We start from the raw sequence: 13,944 nt of genomic DNA, 5'->3' as shown, positions 1-13,944 counted from the left end.
TTAATCGGTAATGGTAAGTCATGGCTGAAGGCTTTCGCTGTAAACAGTTTTTTGTTGCCCACGATGCCTGTGCGATGAAAGTCGGTACAGACAGTTTGATTTTGGGGAGTTGGGCGAAAGCGGATAATGCGCAACGTATTTTAGATATAGGCACCGGTACTGGCCTACTTACGCTTATGCTGATGCAAAAAGCCCCGGATTTGGCTTACGCCACGGCAATAGACATTGATGAAAATGCAGTAAAGCAGGCGAAAGAAAATGTCAGATGTTCGCCTTGGGCGTCGCGAATAACGGTTTTACACGGGAATATAACGTGCTTTCCTCTTGAGCAAAAATACGATGTTATTATTGCAAATCCGCCCTATTTTACCGGCAGAGGTGCACCAACCTCGGCTTATCAACATGCAACAGAAGCTCGTCTTAGCGCTCGTTTAGACGAGGGGCTTTCGGCGACGCAATTGTTACAGGTTGTTGATCGCGCACTGGATCATTCAGGGATATTTTATTGTGTTTATCCCGCATCCCGGGATCCCGAAATTCGCCTCGCTGCGTCCGAGCACCATTTAAATCTGATATCGCGCCTGAGTATAAGCGCTACACAAGGCAGCGAGCCTTACTTGTATGGCTATGAAATGGGACGAGAAAATAGGCCGACGATCTTTTCATCACTTGCGATCCGAGATCGGGAGCATCAATATACCCAGGCATATCGGCAGCTTTGTAAAGACTATTATTTGCACTTTTAATACGGGATTCAGGGACGGTGAAGAGGGTTGCTAGAAACAAAAAACGCGGCATTAGCCGCGTTTTGGATATTTTAACAGGTTAGGAGAGGAATTAAGACTCTTTCACCAATACAGATATTTTAGAAATACCTGCAATTTTAACCTGGTTCATCACTTCAACAACAACGCCATGTTCGGTGTCTGCATCTGCTTGAATAGCCGCAGAATCCGTGTTGTTTTCAGCTAAGAAGGTTTGGGCGTTAGCCACTACACGACGAATATCAACTTCGCGTCCACCCATGGTAATAATACCATTCTCATCAATACGGATGGATAACGCTTTTGATGGTTTGTTCGTGTTAGCTTGGCTATCGTCAGGACGATTAACGTCAAGCCCTTTCTCTTTTACAAAAGAGGTGGTAACAATGAAGAAGATCAACATGATGAACACGATGTCCAACATGGGGGTCATGTCAATCTGCGCCTCGTCATCGGCCGCGGTATGCTTTTTTCTTTTCATCTCGTAGTCATTCTTCTCTTTAAGTTCGAGCACATTAGTATACTGTTTGTTATCAAAACTGGTAGCATTTTGTAATAAACAGATACCATACTTAACACTTGTTGATGGCTTTTTAGCCAAAATCATCGTTGAGTTATATTATTGCGATGATTTTTTAGTCAGGGCAACCCCGAGTTGGTAAAAATACAACATTAATGATTCATTAAGCTGTTTACGCAAATTACCATGAGGATAAATGCCAAGTCTAGCTTCTGCTGACTTTTTTGTTCCCTGAACAAGAAAAGCATTCTTCAGCGCGTTATCCTGAATGCAGGCTTCAAAAGCCCGAGCCGCCATCTCTTGTGGCATAGCATAGTAATACATTTTTAACGCGCGATCAGCCTCTATTGATCGCAAAAGGTATTCCCCAGGTACATTTTGATCGTTTAGAAACATCTGTTTGAAACAGTCGCAGAGCAGGTCATTCAAGGGGTGTGGGCGAACTTCATTGTTGTCTAACCATGCTTGAGAGGCGAAGGATCCCGGTTGTAGATCGTAAAAAGCATGGGCGGCAATATAATGATCAAAGGCGTGAAACCATTCGTGAGCGAGGGCGCCGCCGCCGGCATTTTTGGCCAAGGCCAGTTCCCGTGTTGCACTGTTGTAGTGGGCACTGCTGTGTTTTTGTCCGCCGCTGCCAAACGCCAGAGCCAGAGAACCGTTTAACGAGATGACCGCTTCGTTGACCTGTAAAATTTCTACTAAATCATACAAGGCATCAAAAAAAAGATTCGCGGCCAGCTGTTGCTCTTTTGGGGTCACCCATTTGCCGATGGTGATGCGTGAAAAATTAAATAATTTGCGAATATCGTTAAAGGTGACATCGGCGCCGTCTCGGTGAGACGGCCCATTGCGATAAAAGGCCTGGTGTAACCGGCCAGGTGTTGACGAATCAGACGAGTTCATCGAGTAGTTGATGGCACCAAGATTCGATGCGCTGGTCCGTTAAATCGTACTGGTTTTCATCGTCAAGGCTAAGGCCAACAAAATGGGCTTTATCCTCGGTGAGGCCTTTTGACTGATTAAATTCATACCCGCTATTTGGCCATTCGCCAATAAAGTGACAACCTGAAGGTTGTAGCGCCTCGTGCAACATGCCTAATGCGTCTTGAAACCAGTCGGCATATCCGTACTGATCACCTAAGCCAAACAAGGCCACGGTTTTACCTGCTAAATTAAGCTGGTAAACCTCTTCCCAACTCGATTCCCAGTCTTCCTGGAGTTCGCCAAAGTCCCAGGTAGAAATCCCAAAAATCAGAATATCAAAGGCTTCACATTGTTTTAAAGCGGTATCTTTAATATTGAATACACTGACCACGGGAGCGTCAAAAATGCTGTTTAATTGGGCTTGTATTTTTTCTGCCGCCATCTCGGTGTAGCAGGTTGTAGAGCCATAAAATAAACCGATGGACAGGGCTGGATCACTCATTTACTTACCTTTTAATCGTCTTCTCGGGGAGGAAATTCTACCGTATCCCCATTACTGCATAACGCTTTGCAAATTACAGTGGTGTCATTTTCTTTTAAAACAAGCTGACCGATGGCCGAACTGTTTAATAAAGTGTGTGAGTTATGCCCTTCGGGCGGACGTGCACGCACGGACATATTACGACGGCGTGTAAACACATTGAGGGGCGATTTATGCCCATATAATGCCCGGTTAATGCGTTCTAGCCAACCTAATAATCCGGCGGGAAAAGCATTTTTAATACCACTACAGGTAAACTGAGTAATATGTGGGCTGTTTCTATGAAAACGCAAGCGTACATCGTAGACAAACGAGTAATGCACGTCACCGGATAAAATAATAAATTCCGGTGGCGTTTTATAGTGCCTAAAAATATTGAGTATGACATTAGCAGTGCCCTTATGGGCCATCCAGTTTTCAGCATCCACAGTTAAGGCTTTGCCAAAAAAGGTGAATACTTTTTGGATGGCTTCAATGGCTTTTACGCCATAAATGGGTGCTGCAGACACCACAATCACCGCTTGTTGGCCAATAATGTCCTGTTGGAATTCGCACAGTGCTTCCCAGTCCATTAACCCTGACGGTTTATTGAGGCTAGATTCTGAACGCCAGCGGCGTGTGCGGGTATCCATGACATAAATGGGGGGCGATGTGGCAAGGGTGTAATGCCAATCTTCAAATGCCATGAGTTGGTCGATAAAGGCGTCTTGATCTTGTAAACCCTCAGCCGTGAAGGTGTTGCTACCATGTTTCACCAAGTCGGTAAATTTTTCCGGCTGATTGCCCCAACCCTGGCATAACCAGTAGCCGGTTAAGGCATTGCCAACCATGCGTTTAGATAAGGGGTGGTTATACACTTCCTGCTCCCAACCCCGAGTAAGGTTCCAATCATCAGTAACGTCATGATCATCAAAAATCATATAAACAGGAATATGGGCAAGGGCACGACGTATTTGCCAAAGGGTCTCTTTAAAGCGATGAATAATGTCGGTTTCCCGATTAAATTGTGCTTTAAACTCCTCGGGAATGGGTCGGTCTTGAATATCCACGCATTGCCACACCGCATCAGACCACACCAGTAAATACATACTGATTACTTCAGACAGGGTAATAAGATGATTTTTGGCGTTAACAGAGGTAAATACGGGTTTTTGCTTGGCGCCAAAAAAGAGCTTTGATAGGGCGGTGTTGGTGGCAATCTGGGGAAGAATTTCATCCCGGCGATAATAATTAAGCGGGTGCGTTAGCAACGCCCCGCTGCTCTCTACCACTGCCCCAGTTAAGGATTCCCCAAACAGTCCTAAGGTTGCTGACAATTGTTGGATGGCTTGTAGCATAGGGCCGGCTACGTCATCGCAGTAAATCTGATCCCCCGTTAATAACAGCACATCGGGTCTGGCGCTGTGTTGGGCGACAGATTGTGCAATTAGTGCGTCTACTCGGCATAAGGCATCGGGCTCGTCATGATGGGGTTTACGACAAGAGCCGTGCAGCACGTTGGTCAGGTTGGGTTGCCAGCTAAATGAGAAAGTCTGTTGTCCCGGGTAAAGTAATGGTTTTTTTTCTTCTTCCCAGCGTTGTTGGTGGTTAGCTTGGGTAAAGATAAGGTCGTATTGATACACCTGTTGGGCGTTGAGTCCATTGGTAGGTTTGGCCATGATAAGGTGTATAAAGGCGTGAGTTCCCACTTGAACGCTGTGTTTATCGCAGGCTGTTTCAAAGGCATCAAGGCATAAGGTGAAGGGGGCAGGTTCGCTTGTTACCAACCACACCGTGAACCCTTTGGCATGGGTATGTCGCAAAATGGGCCCTGCAAGCACCAATGGAATAGAGGTCATTATGGTGTCACTGTTCCTTTAAAGTTGATTGAAGTTATTCTGCCTGACCTGACTTGCTCGGTTAGAAGGAATACGCCATGATGGAAATTATTCCGCAATAGTTCAAGGTGATAAAGGAAAAGAATGAAACAAATTATTGGTATGGCTTGTATGACATTAATTGCATTGGCCGGATGCAGTGAGCAGCCAGAGCAAATTGAAGGTGAATCCGGCCCTCAATCGCTGGCTGTTTCCGGTGTTTGGATTAAAAATGAAGACGGTACGGCGATGGCCGATCCTCAAACATCCGGGCTGACGGTGTGGCAAGATAAACTGGTAAGCTTGTCTGACGGTAGTGCAAATAGTGATCTTCAGCGTAAATTACATTTTATTGACAGCGATACGGCAACGGTAAAAAGTGATGCAGAGAAAATGCGCTTGACGAATTTGGTTAGACGCAGTTGTTTCAACGGCTATTTAGCCAATCAACCGGATCTTGAAGCACTCACTGCCGATCCTATCCGTCCCGGTGTGTTCTATACGATTACCGAAGATGCCACTCGCACCGGCGCCCTGTCTGCGTCTTGTGAGAAAAAATACGAAGACACGGGGTCAACGGACTACCCAAGGGTCTTAGTCAGGTTGGAAAAAACCGAGTTTGGTACCCTGATGACCGGCGTTAAACCGCTGAAATTCCCAAAAGCGTTTAATGTGGGCGACTTTCCTAACGATGGTATTGAAGGGTTAGCAATGGCATCAGATGATTTGCTTTATCTGGCACTGGAAAAAGACGGCAATGGTCAACCTCGCATATTTACATTGACCCTTGGCAATGAATTCTGGAAGGATACGGAGTTTGCTGAAGTTAAGGATCCAACGTTAAATGTGCCCACCTTTCCCAGTGGCAATCATCCCATCAATGGTCTGGCGTATTATCAACATGAGCAAAAGGGCTTCTTGCTGGCGGCGGCCCGTAATGACAATGAATTATGGGTAATTAGCACAGACAAGAATGTCCCTTTTAAACGTATTCCCATGCATTTTCTTGCACCTACTGAGGGCGCAACGCAGGACTGTGACGCCACAGAAATCATGGACAATGCGTCCATTGAAGGGATTGCGGTAAAAGACAATACCTTGTGGATGGTTAACGACCCGTGGAAAGTGAACTATCTGAAAAACATACAGTGCCCGGTGAACAAGGCAAATTACGAAGCCATGGCGCCGTTATTGTTTTCTGCCCCTTTAGACATGGCGTGGTTTGAATAACACACCGAAGGATTAAATAGACAGGTATCGCCCTTGGGCCTTTGGTTAAGGGCGATACACATAAGCAATTTAATTAACGCAGCCGATCCGCAAATGTCTTTTTAAACTTAGCCAGTTTAGGCGCCACTACCATCGCACAATATTGGTTTTGTGGGTTATTTTTAAAATAACTTTGATGGTAATCCTCAGCAGGATAGTAGTTATTGAGCTCGGTGACTTCCGTTACAATGGGATCGGGCCAAACTTGTTCGTTGGTCATTTCTTCAATAATACCAAGGGCAGCCAGTTTTTGTGCTTCGTTGTGATAAAACACCGCACTTCGGTACTGGGTACCCACATCGTTTCCTTGTCTGTTTACCTGTGTAGGGTTGTGCAAGGCAAAGAATATTTCCAGAATTTCCCGATAACTGAGCTTTTCACTATCAAATTCAATGCGTACCACTTCGGCATGACCGGTATCACCATGGCATACCGCTTCATAAGTGGGGTTTTCAACATGGCCGCCCGCATACCCCGAAATCGCACTGATAACGCCATCGACACTATTGAACGCCGATTCTAAACACCAGAAACACCCGCCAGCCAGTGTGGCTGTTTGAGTTGTGGACATAATTATACCCTCTTACTTGCTTTCCCTTAATGTGGTTACAAAGATGAATAAGTTCAAGGCAATTTTACCGTTTTATAATCTTTTCTAAGTATAAACGATTACACTAATAGAAAGGACGTCGGTGTAGACGGCGAGGAACACCTTGCTCGTCGTTATCTTTTTGTATGCTTGTTGCTGATATTAAGGAGCGTGAATGACTACCGGTGCACATTTGGTCGTGGGAGCCAACGGGGCCATTGGTCGAGCTCTTGTTAGAGCATTAGCCACAAAGTCGCCCGCACAACCGGTGTTTGCTGTGGCACGACATCACGATGCTAAGGATGTATCTTTGGCTAACGTGCGCTATGTCACGTTAGAGACCCAAGATGAAAATCAGGTGATAAGCTGGGTAGGCGAGCAGCGCAATCACAAGGTGCGATTTCGCACGGTTGTGTGTACCACCGGCATATTACATGGGCACTATCAGCAATGCTATTTGCAACCCGAAAAGAAAATAGAAGACATTACCCCCGCTAATTTACTGGCTTACTTTGCGGTGAATACGGTGGTTCCCGCCATATGGCTAAAAGCTTTGGTAAATATGATGGCTGCTGACGGCGCGTCAATCACCTGTTTAAGTGCGCGAGTTGGCAGTATTCAGGATAATCAGCTAGGGGGGTGGTACGGTTACCGGGCATCAAAGGCGGCGCTAAATATGCTGATAAAAACTGCGGCGGTGGAATACAAAAGGCGCAGCAAACACACGTTGCTGGTGAGCTATCATCCAGGCACAGTAGACAGTGAGCTTTCTCTGCCTTTTCAGAAAAATGTGGCGGATGACAAATTGTTTACGCCGGCTTTTACGGCTTCTCAACTGCTCGCTTTTCTCGACCAAGCAGACCTTGATGACAACCCACATTATGTGGATTGGAAACATGAGCCTATCGCCTGGTAATGGTGGCTAAATCAAAGTGCGAAAGATGAGGTAAGGGTTTACTGGGTTCAAGATGAAGACTTTCCCCATAGACACTGATAAGATTTCCCTTTACCCGTTACTTTTGCCTTTGTGGTAAAGAGGGCATAACGCGTTGGGGAAGGTGAACGGGCATTTCTAGCCGAAACATAAACTTATGATAATAATCATCACCCCCCTATTATAACAATAAGTGAAGAGGAAGATGATATGAGCGGGGCGAGAGAACAGTTCGGATCGCGCATCGGATTTATTTTAGCTGCAGCTGGCTCTGCAGTAGGTATTGGAAACCTGGTGGGGTTTCCCGTTGGCGCCGCAAAAAATGGCGGTGGCGCGTTTTTACTCATGTATGCGATTTTTGTGGTCGCCATTTGTTTACCGGTGATGCTTGCAGAAATGTCTGTTGGTCGCCATGCACGTAAAGATCCTTTAGGCGCTTATCGCTCCATCGGTGGCAATGCCTGGTATTGGAAATTAGCCGGGTGGCTGTCTATTGTCACCCCCTTTATGATTGCGGTTTTTTATCTGGTTATCACGGTTTGGATATTTGGCTATCTGCTCGAAATTGTAATCGGCAATCTTGATGTACTGGCAAACCCTGAAACCTTCGGCACATTCAGGAATAATGAAAAAGTCTTTATTTATATGGCTGCCGTTGTGGCGGTGGTTTACCTTATTTTGCAAGGTGGCGTAAAAAAAGGCATCGAAAAGGCGGCCAAATTGCTAATGCCCACCTTGTTCATTATGCTGTTGGTGTTAGTGGCGTTTGTGTTAACACAAGATAATGCCATGAAGGGAGTGGAATTTTATCTAATACCTGACTTCTCCAAAATAGATGCATCTGTGGTCAATGGGGCCCTCTCCCAAGCCTTCTTCTCGTTATCTTTGGGGATGGGGATCATGATCACTTACGGGAGCTACATTGATAAACGTTCCGATGTTCCCGGTGCGGCAAAATTGGTTGCATTAACCGATACCGCCGTGGCTTTCACCGCGGGTCTGATGATCCTGCCAGCTATTTTTTCCTTTGACCCCAATACCAACCCCGATGAATTGAGCGAATCTTCCATTGGTATGATCTTTACGTTTTTACCGAAGATATTTTTAGCGTTGCAAGATTCTATTGGGTACGTGGGCGCGAGTATTGTGGCAGCGATTTTCTTTTTGCAGGTGTTTTTTGCCGCGATTACCTCATTGGTTTCCATTTTTGAAGTGCCCGTGGCGGCGTTGATGGATGAGAAAAATATGGGGCGCAAGCCGGCGCTGTTTATCTTGGGCGTATTGATGATTGTGTTGGCTGTACTGTGCGCGCTGTCATTTGGTTATACCCCGTCCTTGTCTGAATTTGTCAGTTATGCCGACACGCCAAAATCCTTTTTTGATGTCATTTATGATGTATTTTACGAAACAATTTTGCCGTTAAATGGCTTCCTTATTTGTATTTTTGTGATTTACCGGTGGAAAAAACAAAACTTCAATCGAGCATTGGATGAAGGTGCTGAAAATTACAAAGGCAGCTTGTTTGAACGGTACGTGGATCTTTCCATTGGGACCTTTATTCCGGTGATTTTGCTGGTGGTCTTTATCAATACCGTAGCGGTGAAGTATTTCGGTACAAGTCTATTTAGCTAAACAAGCTGTTTACAGCATGTCATAGGGGCTAACAAAGGTGGGCGTTAGCCCTAAGGCTTGCCAACTTAGCTGGGCGTTGATTTGTTTGCCTCCGTTGTGATGAGAGGCACTAAAAACCGGCGGGGTAAGCCGTCGTTGCTTTGCGGCCCAGACGTAATATTCATCTCGTCGGGGGTGGGCTAGACTGCACAAATGCAATAGGGGAGGAACGGTGGTGTGGACGGGCATTTGAATTAACGTGTGCAACGCGTTTACCACATCTTTTACGTGTACCAAATTGACACTTTCTTCGCCTCTATCAAGATGCTTTGCTGATAAAAACGTGATGGGATGGCGATCCGGCCCTACAAGACCCGCAAGACGGATAATGGTGACCCGTGGATCCTTCAACTGCAATAATTGTTGCTCAATGAGGCAGTGATATTCACCGGAAGTGGTGTTTGGCGCGGTGGGAGTTTGTTCGTTAATGCTCCCTTGCTGAGCACCATATACTGACGTGGTACTTATAAAAATCAGGCGTTTTACGCCACCATCAAGCAAGGTTTTTGCGATGGCTACCAAGGTGGATGGAAACGCCTCATTGGCCGGTTGTTTACGGACAGCAGGAATGTTGAGTACCGCACACCGATTGCAAGCATTTTCAGCCAACTTTGACGGGTTATCGCCAAGGGTAAAGGGCACCACCTTTACACCTAATGCTTCTAACGCCTTGGCTTTCCCAGCGCTTCGGGTGGTGCCAACCACATTGCCATTCGCGGTATAAGAAACATAGTGGCGTCCGAGCCATCCACAACCACAAAACAAGACGGGCGGAGCTACTGCTGTATGTTGCATGATAGATTTTAACAAAGAATAAATGGCAATGTGGTCAGTATACTGATCCTACGTCTTAAATTACATAGGGAGCTGGCTGCTCCCCTCTATTGTAAAGACGTTGAGTGTGGCTAAACCTGGGATCTGTTTTTGCATTTTATTTTCCACATAATCGGCTTTTTGCAGCACATTGCACAGGGCATGGGCGTCATCTTCTAAGGTGGCGGCTTGTGCTTCAACCCGTTGTTCAAAGTCCTCTTCCCAGTTCTCCATTCGCTGTTCAAAATCATCAAACCCATTTTCGTCTGATAACATTTGTGTACCAATGGCGATGAGAATTTTGCCGGCGGAATTTGCCAGTAGATCTTCAACCTGAGCTTCGAACTGATTGTCCCAAGTATCGTTGAACCAGCCGTCGTCTTCAAAGTCGTCGGTGGATATACGGACTTGACCATACTCATCGTAAAAATGTTGATTCATTTTTTGACGCAAGGATAAAAACAAGTCATCGGTACCTGCTGATAGCCCATTGTCGACACCGAAGATTTCTCCTAGTGCTTCATTTACCGCAGTGCCGGCAAGTTCCAATGCATCATAGGTGATGTTCAACGTCATGGGGATGGCGGTATCAATCTGTGTGTAATAGGTACTGACCCACTGTTGTTGTTCATCGGTCAGTGTGGGTTCTGTGCCGTTTAATGTCAGTACATGATCAGGTGTAATACGCAAGGTCGTGTCATCTTCTAATTGCACGGTTAGGGTATTATTCTGCCAGTTCATTTTGCCTTCCAAGCTGACTTCACAGTCGTTGTTATTAAACTCAAATGAAAACGCAGGCGCAGCAACTAGTGCCGTCATACATGCCGTTGTGGTCAGTGTTAACAAATTCATAACGTGATCCCTTTAAATCAATTCAAGATATTGTAAGTAGTACATCTTCTTTAACCATGCTGTAGCAAATCTTCGGCCATTCTTTAAAATTATTATAAATCAAGTATTTAAATGAAATTCGTGTTGTGACTCGTGCGCATTTTCACAAAGGCTTGGTGAAAGTTTAGAAAAAGTAGTGAAATTGACCAAGATCAAAAAATAACCTTGCCGGTGATTTTTGAATACGCATCAGACAATATTTGTTGCATACTATAGCGGTAGAATTGTCGTTTCGTTATGCTTCTTTAGACGCATGGCAGAGTGATAACGAAATTTAGTTTAAAGGGTATTAACTATGAGCGAGTGGATTGGTGCTATCGGATTCGGTGTTGGACTAGTAGCTTTTGTCCTTGGTATATCCAGTATTATTATGGGCTTTATCAGTGAAAAAGCGGGTGCCGAAGGTATGCAGGAAAAAATCGAATACGGTTTTTTTGGTGTCACCGGCCTGATCTGTTGTGCTGTTATGCTATACGCACTGATGTAAAGACACGATTATGAATAATAAAAACGGCGCTTAGAGCGCCGTTTTTTTGTGGGGTTGTTAGGGGGTAGGAGGTGCACTTTCGTTTTGCTCAGGGCTATCGTTGTCGAAAGAGAGTCGCTGGGGGAAATAGCTATCCCGTTGATAGGCCCGTAAATCGAACATGGGCAACATGGCCATAATATGATCGAAAATATCCGCCTGCACTTTTTCATAGGCCACCCATTCTTTTTTGGCACAAAAGCAATACACTTCCAGTGGCAAGCCTAATTCATTGGGGGGGAGTTGGCGTACCATTAAGGTCAATGACTGGTTGATATCGGTATGTTTTTTTAAATATGCCTCTAGGTATGCGCGAAATGTTCCAATGTTAGTCAGCCGACGGCTGTTTAACAGATCTCCTTCATCGATGGAGTAGTCTTTATGGTAAGCCTGTAAAGCTTTTAATTTTTCATTAATGTATTCAGAAATATAGCGGATACGGCTAAAGCGTTTAATCATGTGGCTATCACACAGTTTGATCGAATGTATGTCGATATAGATAGCGCGTTTGATGCGTCGTCCGCCGGACTCCTGCATACCGCGCCAGTTTTTCACGGCTTCAGTGGTTAAAGAGTAACTGGGAAGGGTAGAGATTGTTTTATCCCAGTTTTGCACTTTTACGTTTGTCAGCCCAATTTCCAGAATTTCGCCATCGACTTCAAACTTGGTGATTTGGATCCAATCTCCGGTATTAAACATCCGATTCGCCGCGATTTGAATACCGGCTACAAACCCTAAAATAGTATCTCTAAATATGAGCAGAAGCACCGCCGCAAGTGCGGTGAGTCCAGACATAATGATAATGGGGCTTTTATCGACCACCAATGAAATAGAGAGCAAGAGTACGATAACGGAAAAAAACAGTTTGGCGACCTGAATAAAGCCAGTGATTGATGCTCTTTTGGCAAGATAAGACTTGTTGTAGATGTCTTGGATGGTACTGAGTAGCGCAAACACGGCCATCAAGGCAGTGAACATCATGTACAACAATGAAGATTTAAGCAAAAAGCCATGAAGTACATTTTCATCACTGATGAGTACCGGTGTACTAAGATAAATCACCAAGGCGGGGACGAGATGACTCAGACGCCGAAAAAAACCATGATTTAAAAGGGCATCATCCCAGTCATTTCGGCTACGGGTGATCAGATGATGGATCTGTAGCTGCAAAACAATACGGCTGAGAATATAAAACAAAACCGAGGCCACAAAAATGGCCGAAATCGCTAATAAGTTATAGGTTAGCGAGTCGGAAGTGACCTCTGGGAATAGGGTTTGTATTGTCTGGGTAAATGTTTCTTTGACCGAGGACGCTATTTGCACAATGATGACTCCTGCAGGTGAACAATCCGCGTGTCTTTCTCCAGCCATAACTCATTGAGCCAGTTTTGAAAATGGCTTTTGAATTTATCATCCATATAATAATCTCCTTGAATTTCATCAGGAATAGGCAGCACATTAACATCAACAATGATACGGGTCATCTGCCCGCTAAGCATGGCCATCATCGGGTGTTTTTCATTGTCAGGATAAAGCAGTGAAACATCTAGAAGGTGATTAAACAACTCGCCCATGGTGGCAAGGGTAAACGCAATACCGCCAGCTTTTGGGGGGAGCAAGCGTCGATAGGGGCTGTTTTTAGCCCGGTGCTTGTTTTTCGTAAAGCGGGTGCCTTCCACGAAGTTAATTACCGTTGTGGGCTGGTTTTTAAATTTTTCACAAAAACGTTTCGTGGTGATGATGTCTTGCCCTTTTTTTTCCGGATGCTTGTCGATGTACTGTCTTGAATAGCGTTTCATAAAGGGCATATCCAATGCCCATGCGCCAATTCCCACAAAGGGTAACCAAATAAGCTCCTGCTTAAGGAAGAACTTTGGGGGAGGAATGCGCTTACGGGTCAACTCGATAAGTAAAATAATATCCAGATAACTTAGATGATTGGCAATCAATAAATACCAGCCTGCGGGTGATAGGTTTTTATTTATCTTAAATTCAATATCAATAGAATTGAAAAAACGAATAAGGGCAATGCTGATAGCGCTAAAACAATGCATAAAGGTATGCATTGTGGATAAAAGCCAGTCGCGAATGGACGCAAAGGGTAACAGGAACTTAAGGATCCCAAACAAAAAGACAAGGGTTCCCCATAGCGCCAGATTGACAATTTGTAACGGGGTCTGAACACAAAATATGAAAGGTGCTAATAATTTTTTCATAGTGGCTTTTGTGATGAGTTCAATGCGGTAAGTTTGGCGTCTTTTTCTTCCCAGCGAGCGTTTAACCATTGCTGGAATCGGGCTTTTTGCGCCGCATCAGTAAAATAGGTATCGGAAAAAAAGCCTTGCTGCATAATGGCATCAATGGGCGTAACGTTAACATCTACCCGTATTTCCTTTACTTTACCACAGACAAAATCCCAATAACTGGGCACACCGTTAGGGTAATCGATAGTGACATCGATAAGCTGATGTAACTGTTCCCCCATGGCGCTGAGCACAAAGGCAATACCGCCAGCTTTAGGTTTTAATAAATGCATAAACGGTGAACGCTGCCTGTCATGTTTTTGTTGGGTAAAGCGTGTGCCTTCAACAAAATTCATAATGCTCACAGGTTTATGCTTAAATTTTGCACAGGCTTTGCGGG

General features: G+C 45.0%; 15 protein-coding genes. 5 read left to right on the top strand and 10 right to left on the bottom strand.

Annotation, left to right across the window (positions count from 1 at the left end; translation table 11 throughout):
* Positions 1-20 precede the first annotated feature (20 nt).
* Positions 21-746, top strand: a complete 726-nt coding sequence (locus V5298_RS09935) for a tRNA1(Val) (adenine(37)-N6)-methyltransferase (protein WP_332931309.1) — start codon at positions 21-23, stop codon at positions 744-746.
* A 91-nt stretch (positions 747-837) separates the two neighbouring features.
* Here the strand turns inward: V5298_RS09935 and V5298_RS09930 are convergent, their stop codons facing one another.
* The 4 genes from V5298_RS09930 to V5298_RS09915 form a co-directional block, all read right to left on the bottom strand.
* The gene (locus V5298_RS09930) at positions 838-1,245 is read right to left on the bottom strand and encodes a biopolymer transporter ExbD (protein ID WP_332931308.1); all 408 of its coding nucleotides are present in this window, start codon (positions 1,243-1,245) and stop codon (positions 838-840) included.
* Positions 1,246-1,383: 138 nt separating this feature from the next.
* Complete coding sequence (locus tag V5298_RS09925) at positions 1,384-2,190, bottom strand: CLCA_X family protein (protein WP_332931307.1); 807 nt, start codon at positions 2,188-2,190, stop codon at positions 1,384-1,386.
* Positions 2,177-2,713, bottom strand: coding sequence for a flavodoxin FldB (fldB, locus tag V5298_RS09920; protein WP_332931306.1), 537 nt, complete (start codon positions 2,711-2,713; stop codon positions 2,177-2,179). The genes V5298_RS09925 and fldB overlap by 14 nt, the downstream gene beginning before the upstream one ends.
* 11 nt (positions 2,714-2,724) lie before the next feature.
* A complete protein-coding gene (locus tag V5298_RS09915; protein ID WP_332931305.1) occupies positions 2,725-4,590 on the bottom strand; it encodes an alkaline phosphatase family protein in 1,866 nt (621 codons plus the stop codon).
* A gap of 123 nt (positions 4,591-4,713) precedes the next feature.
* Here V5298_RS09915 and V5298_RS09910 point away from each other — a divergent pair, with 123 nt between their 5' ends.
* Positions 4,714-5,838, top strand: coding sequence for a hypothetical protein (locus V5298_RS09910; protein WP_332931304.1), 1,125 nt, complete (start codon positions 4,714-4,716; stop codon positions 5,836-5,838).
* A 73-nt stretch (positions 5,839-5,911) separates the two neighbouring features.
* On the opposite strand, the gene msrA is transcribed toward V5298_RS09910, so the two are convergent.
* On the bottom strand, positions 5,912-6,448 hold the full coding sequence (gene msrA / locus V5298_RS09905) for a peptide-methionine (S)-S-oxide reductase MsrA (protein ID WP_332931303.1): 537 nt from the start codon (positions 6,446-6,448) through the stop codon (positions 5,912-5,914).
* 193 nt (positions 6,449-6,641) lie between these two features.
* Here msrA and V5298_RS09900 point away from each other — a divergent pair, with 193 nt between their 5' ends.
* Both V5298_RS09900 and V5298_RS09895 read left to right on the top strand, forming a co-directional pair.
* The gene (locus tag V5298_RS09900; RefSeq protein ID WP_332931302.1) at positions 6,642-7,382 is read left to right on the top strand and encodes an SDR family NAD(P)-dependent oxidoreductase; all 741 of its coding nucleotides are present in this window, start codon (positions 6,642-6,644) and stop codon (positions 7,380-7,382) included.
* 228 nt (positions 7,383-7,610) lie between these two features.
* On the top strand, positions 7,611-9,032 hold the full coding sequence (locus V5298_RS09895; protein WP_332931301.1) for a sodium-dependent transporter: 1,422 nt from the start codon (positions 7,611-7,613) through the stop codon (positions 9,030-9,032).
* 9 nt (positions 9,033-9,041) lie between these two features.
* Here V5298_RS09895 and V5298_RS09890 read toward each other — a convergent pair whose 3' ends face one another.
* Positions 9,042-9,866 carry an NAD-dependent epimerase/dehydratase family protein gene (locus V5298_RS09890; protein ID WP_332931300.1) on the bottom strand — a complete coding sequence of 275 codons (825 nt, stop codon included), beginning with the start codon at positions 9,864-9,866 and terminating at the stop codon, positions 9,042-9,044.
* A 60-nt stretch (positions 9,867-9,926) separates the two neighbouring features.
* The gene (locus tag V5298_RS09885; RefSeq protein ID WP_332931299.1) at positions 9,927-10,736 is read right to left on the bottom strand and encodes a DUF2884 family protein; all 810 of its coding nucleotides are present in this window, start codon (positions 10,734-10,736) and stop codon (positions 9,927-9,929) included.
* 334 nt (positions 10,737-11,070) lie between these two features.
* On the opposite strand from V5298_RS09885, the gene V5298_RS09880 reads away from it, so the two are divergent.
* Complete coding sequence (locus tag V5298_RS09880) at positions 11,071-11,262, top strand: hypothetical protein (RefSeq protein ID WP_332931298.1); 192 nt, start codon at positions 11,071-11,073, stop codon at positions 11,260-11,262.
* A gap of 57 nt (positions 11,263-11,319) precedes the next feature.
* On the opposite strand, the gene V5298_RS09875 is transcribed toward V5298_RS09880, so the two are convergent.
* The 3 genes from V5298_RS09875 to V5298_RS09865 form a co-directional block, all read right to left on the bottom strand.
* Positions 11,320-12,624: a mechanosensitive ion channel family protein gene (locus V5298_RS09875; RefSeq protein WP_332931297.1), complete on the bottom strand. Its 1,305-nt coding sequence runs from the start codon at positions 12,622-12,624 to the stop codon at positions 11,320-11,322.
* Positions 12,615-13,517 carry an acyltransferase gene (locus V5298_RS09870; protein WP_332931296.1) on the bottom strand — a complete coding sequence of 301 codons (903 nt, stop codon included), beginning with the start codon at positions 13,515-13,517 and terminating at the stop codon, positions 12,615-12,617. Before V5298_RS09870 ends, V5298_RS09875 begins: the two co-directional genes overlap by 10 nt.
* Positions 13,514-13,944 (bottom strand): acetyltransferase (locus tag V5298_RS09865; protein ID WP_332931295.1); only part of this gene is annotated, 431 nt, incomplete at its 5' end. The genes V5298_RS09865 and V5298_RS09870, both read right to left, overlap by 4 nt.

The organism is Alteromonas sp. 14N.309.X.WAT.G.H12, assembly GCF_036697315.1.
Classification (GTDB): domain Bacteria; phylum Pseudomonadota; class Gammaproteobacteria; order Enterobacterales; family Alteromonadaceae; genus Alteromonas.
Note: the sequence above shows the minus strand (reverse complement) of the source record. Positions and strands in the feature narration are given on the sequence as shown.

Coding starts and splice junctions, on each gene's coding strand:
- V5298_RS09910 (WP_332931304.1), top strand. CDS start 4,714: ATGAAACAAATTATTGGTATGGCTTGTATGACATTAATTGCATTGGCC.
- V5298_RS09915 (WP_332931305.1), bottom strand. CDS start 4,590: ATGACCTCTATTCCATTGGTGCTTGCAGGGCCCATTTTGCGACATACC.
- V5298_RS09930 (WP_332931308.1), bottom strand. CDS start 1,245: ATGAAAAGAAAAAAGCATACCGCGGCCGATGACGAGGCGCAGATTGAC.
- V5298_RS09870 (WP_332931296.1), bottom strand. CDS start 13,517: ATGAAAAAATTATTAGCACCTTTCATATTTTGTGTTCAGACCCCGTTA.
- V5298_RS09885 (WP_332931299.1), bottom strand. CDS start 10,736: ATGAATTTGTTAACACTGACCACAACGGCATGTATGACGGCACTAGTT.
- V5298_RS09900 (WP_332931302.1), top strand. CDS start 6,642: ATGACTACCGGTGCACATTTGGTCGTGGGAGCCAACGGGGCCATTGGT.
- V5298_RS09935 (WP_332931309.1), top strand. CDS start 21: ATGGCTGAAGGCTTTCGCTGTAAACAGTTTTTTGTTGCCCACGATGCC.
- fldB (WP_332931306.1), bottom strand. CDS start 2,713: ATGAGTGATCCAGCCCTGTCCATCGGTTTATTTTATGGCTCTACAACC.
- V5298_RS09895 (WP_332931301.1), top strand. CDS start 7,611: ATGAGCGGGGCGAGAGAACAGTTCGGATCGCGCATCGGATTTATTTTA.
- V5298_RS09880 (WP_332931298.1), top strand. CDS start 11,071: ATGAGCGAGTGGATTGGTGCTATCGGATTCGGTGTTGGACTAGTAGCT.
- msrA (WP_332931303.1), bottom strand. CDS start 6,448: ATGTCCACAACTCAAACAGCCACACTGGCTGGCGGGTGTTTCTGGTGT.
- V5298_RS09925 (WP_332931307.1), bottom strand. CDS start 2,190: ATGAACTCGTCTGATTCGTCAACACCTGGCCGGTTACACCAGGCCTTT.
- V5298_RS09890 (WP_332931300.1), bottom strand. CDS start 9,866: ATGCAACATACAGCAGTAGCTCCGCCCGTCTTGTTTTGTGGTTGTGGA.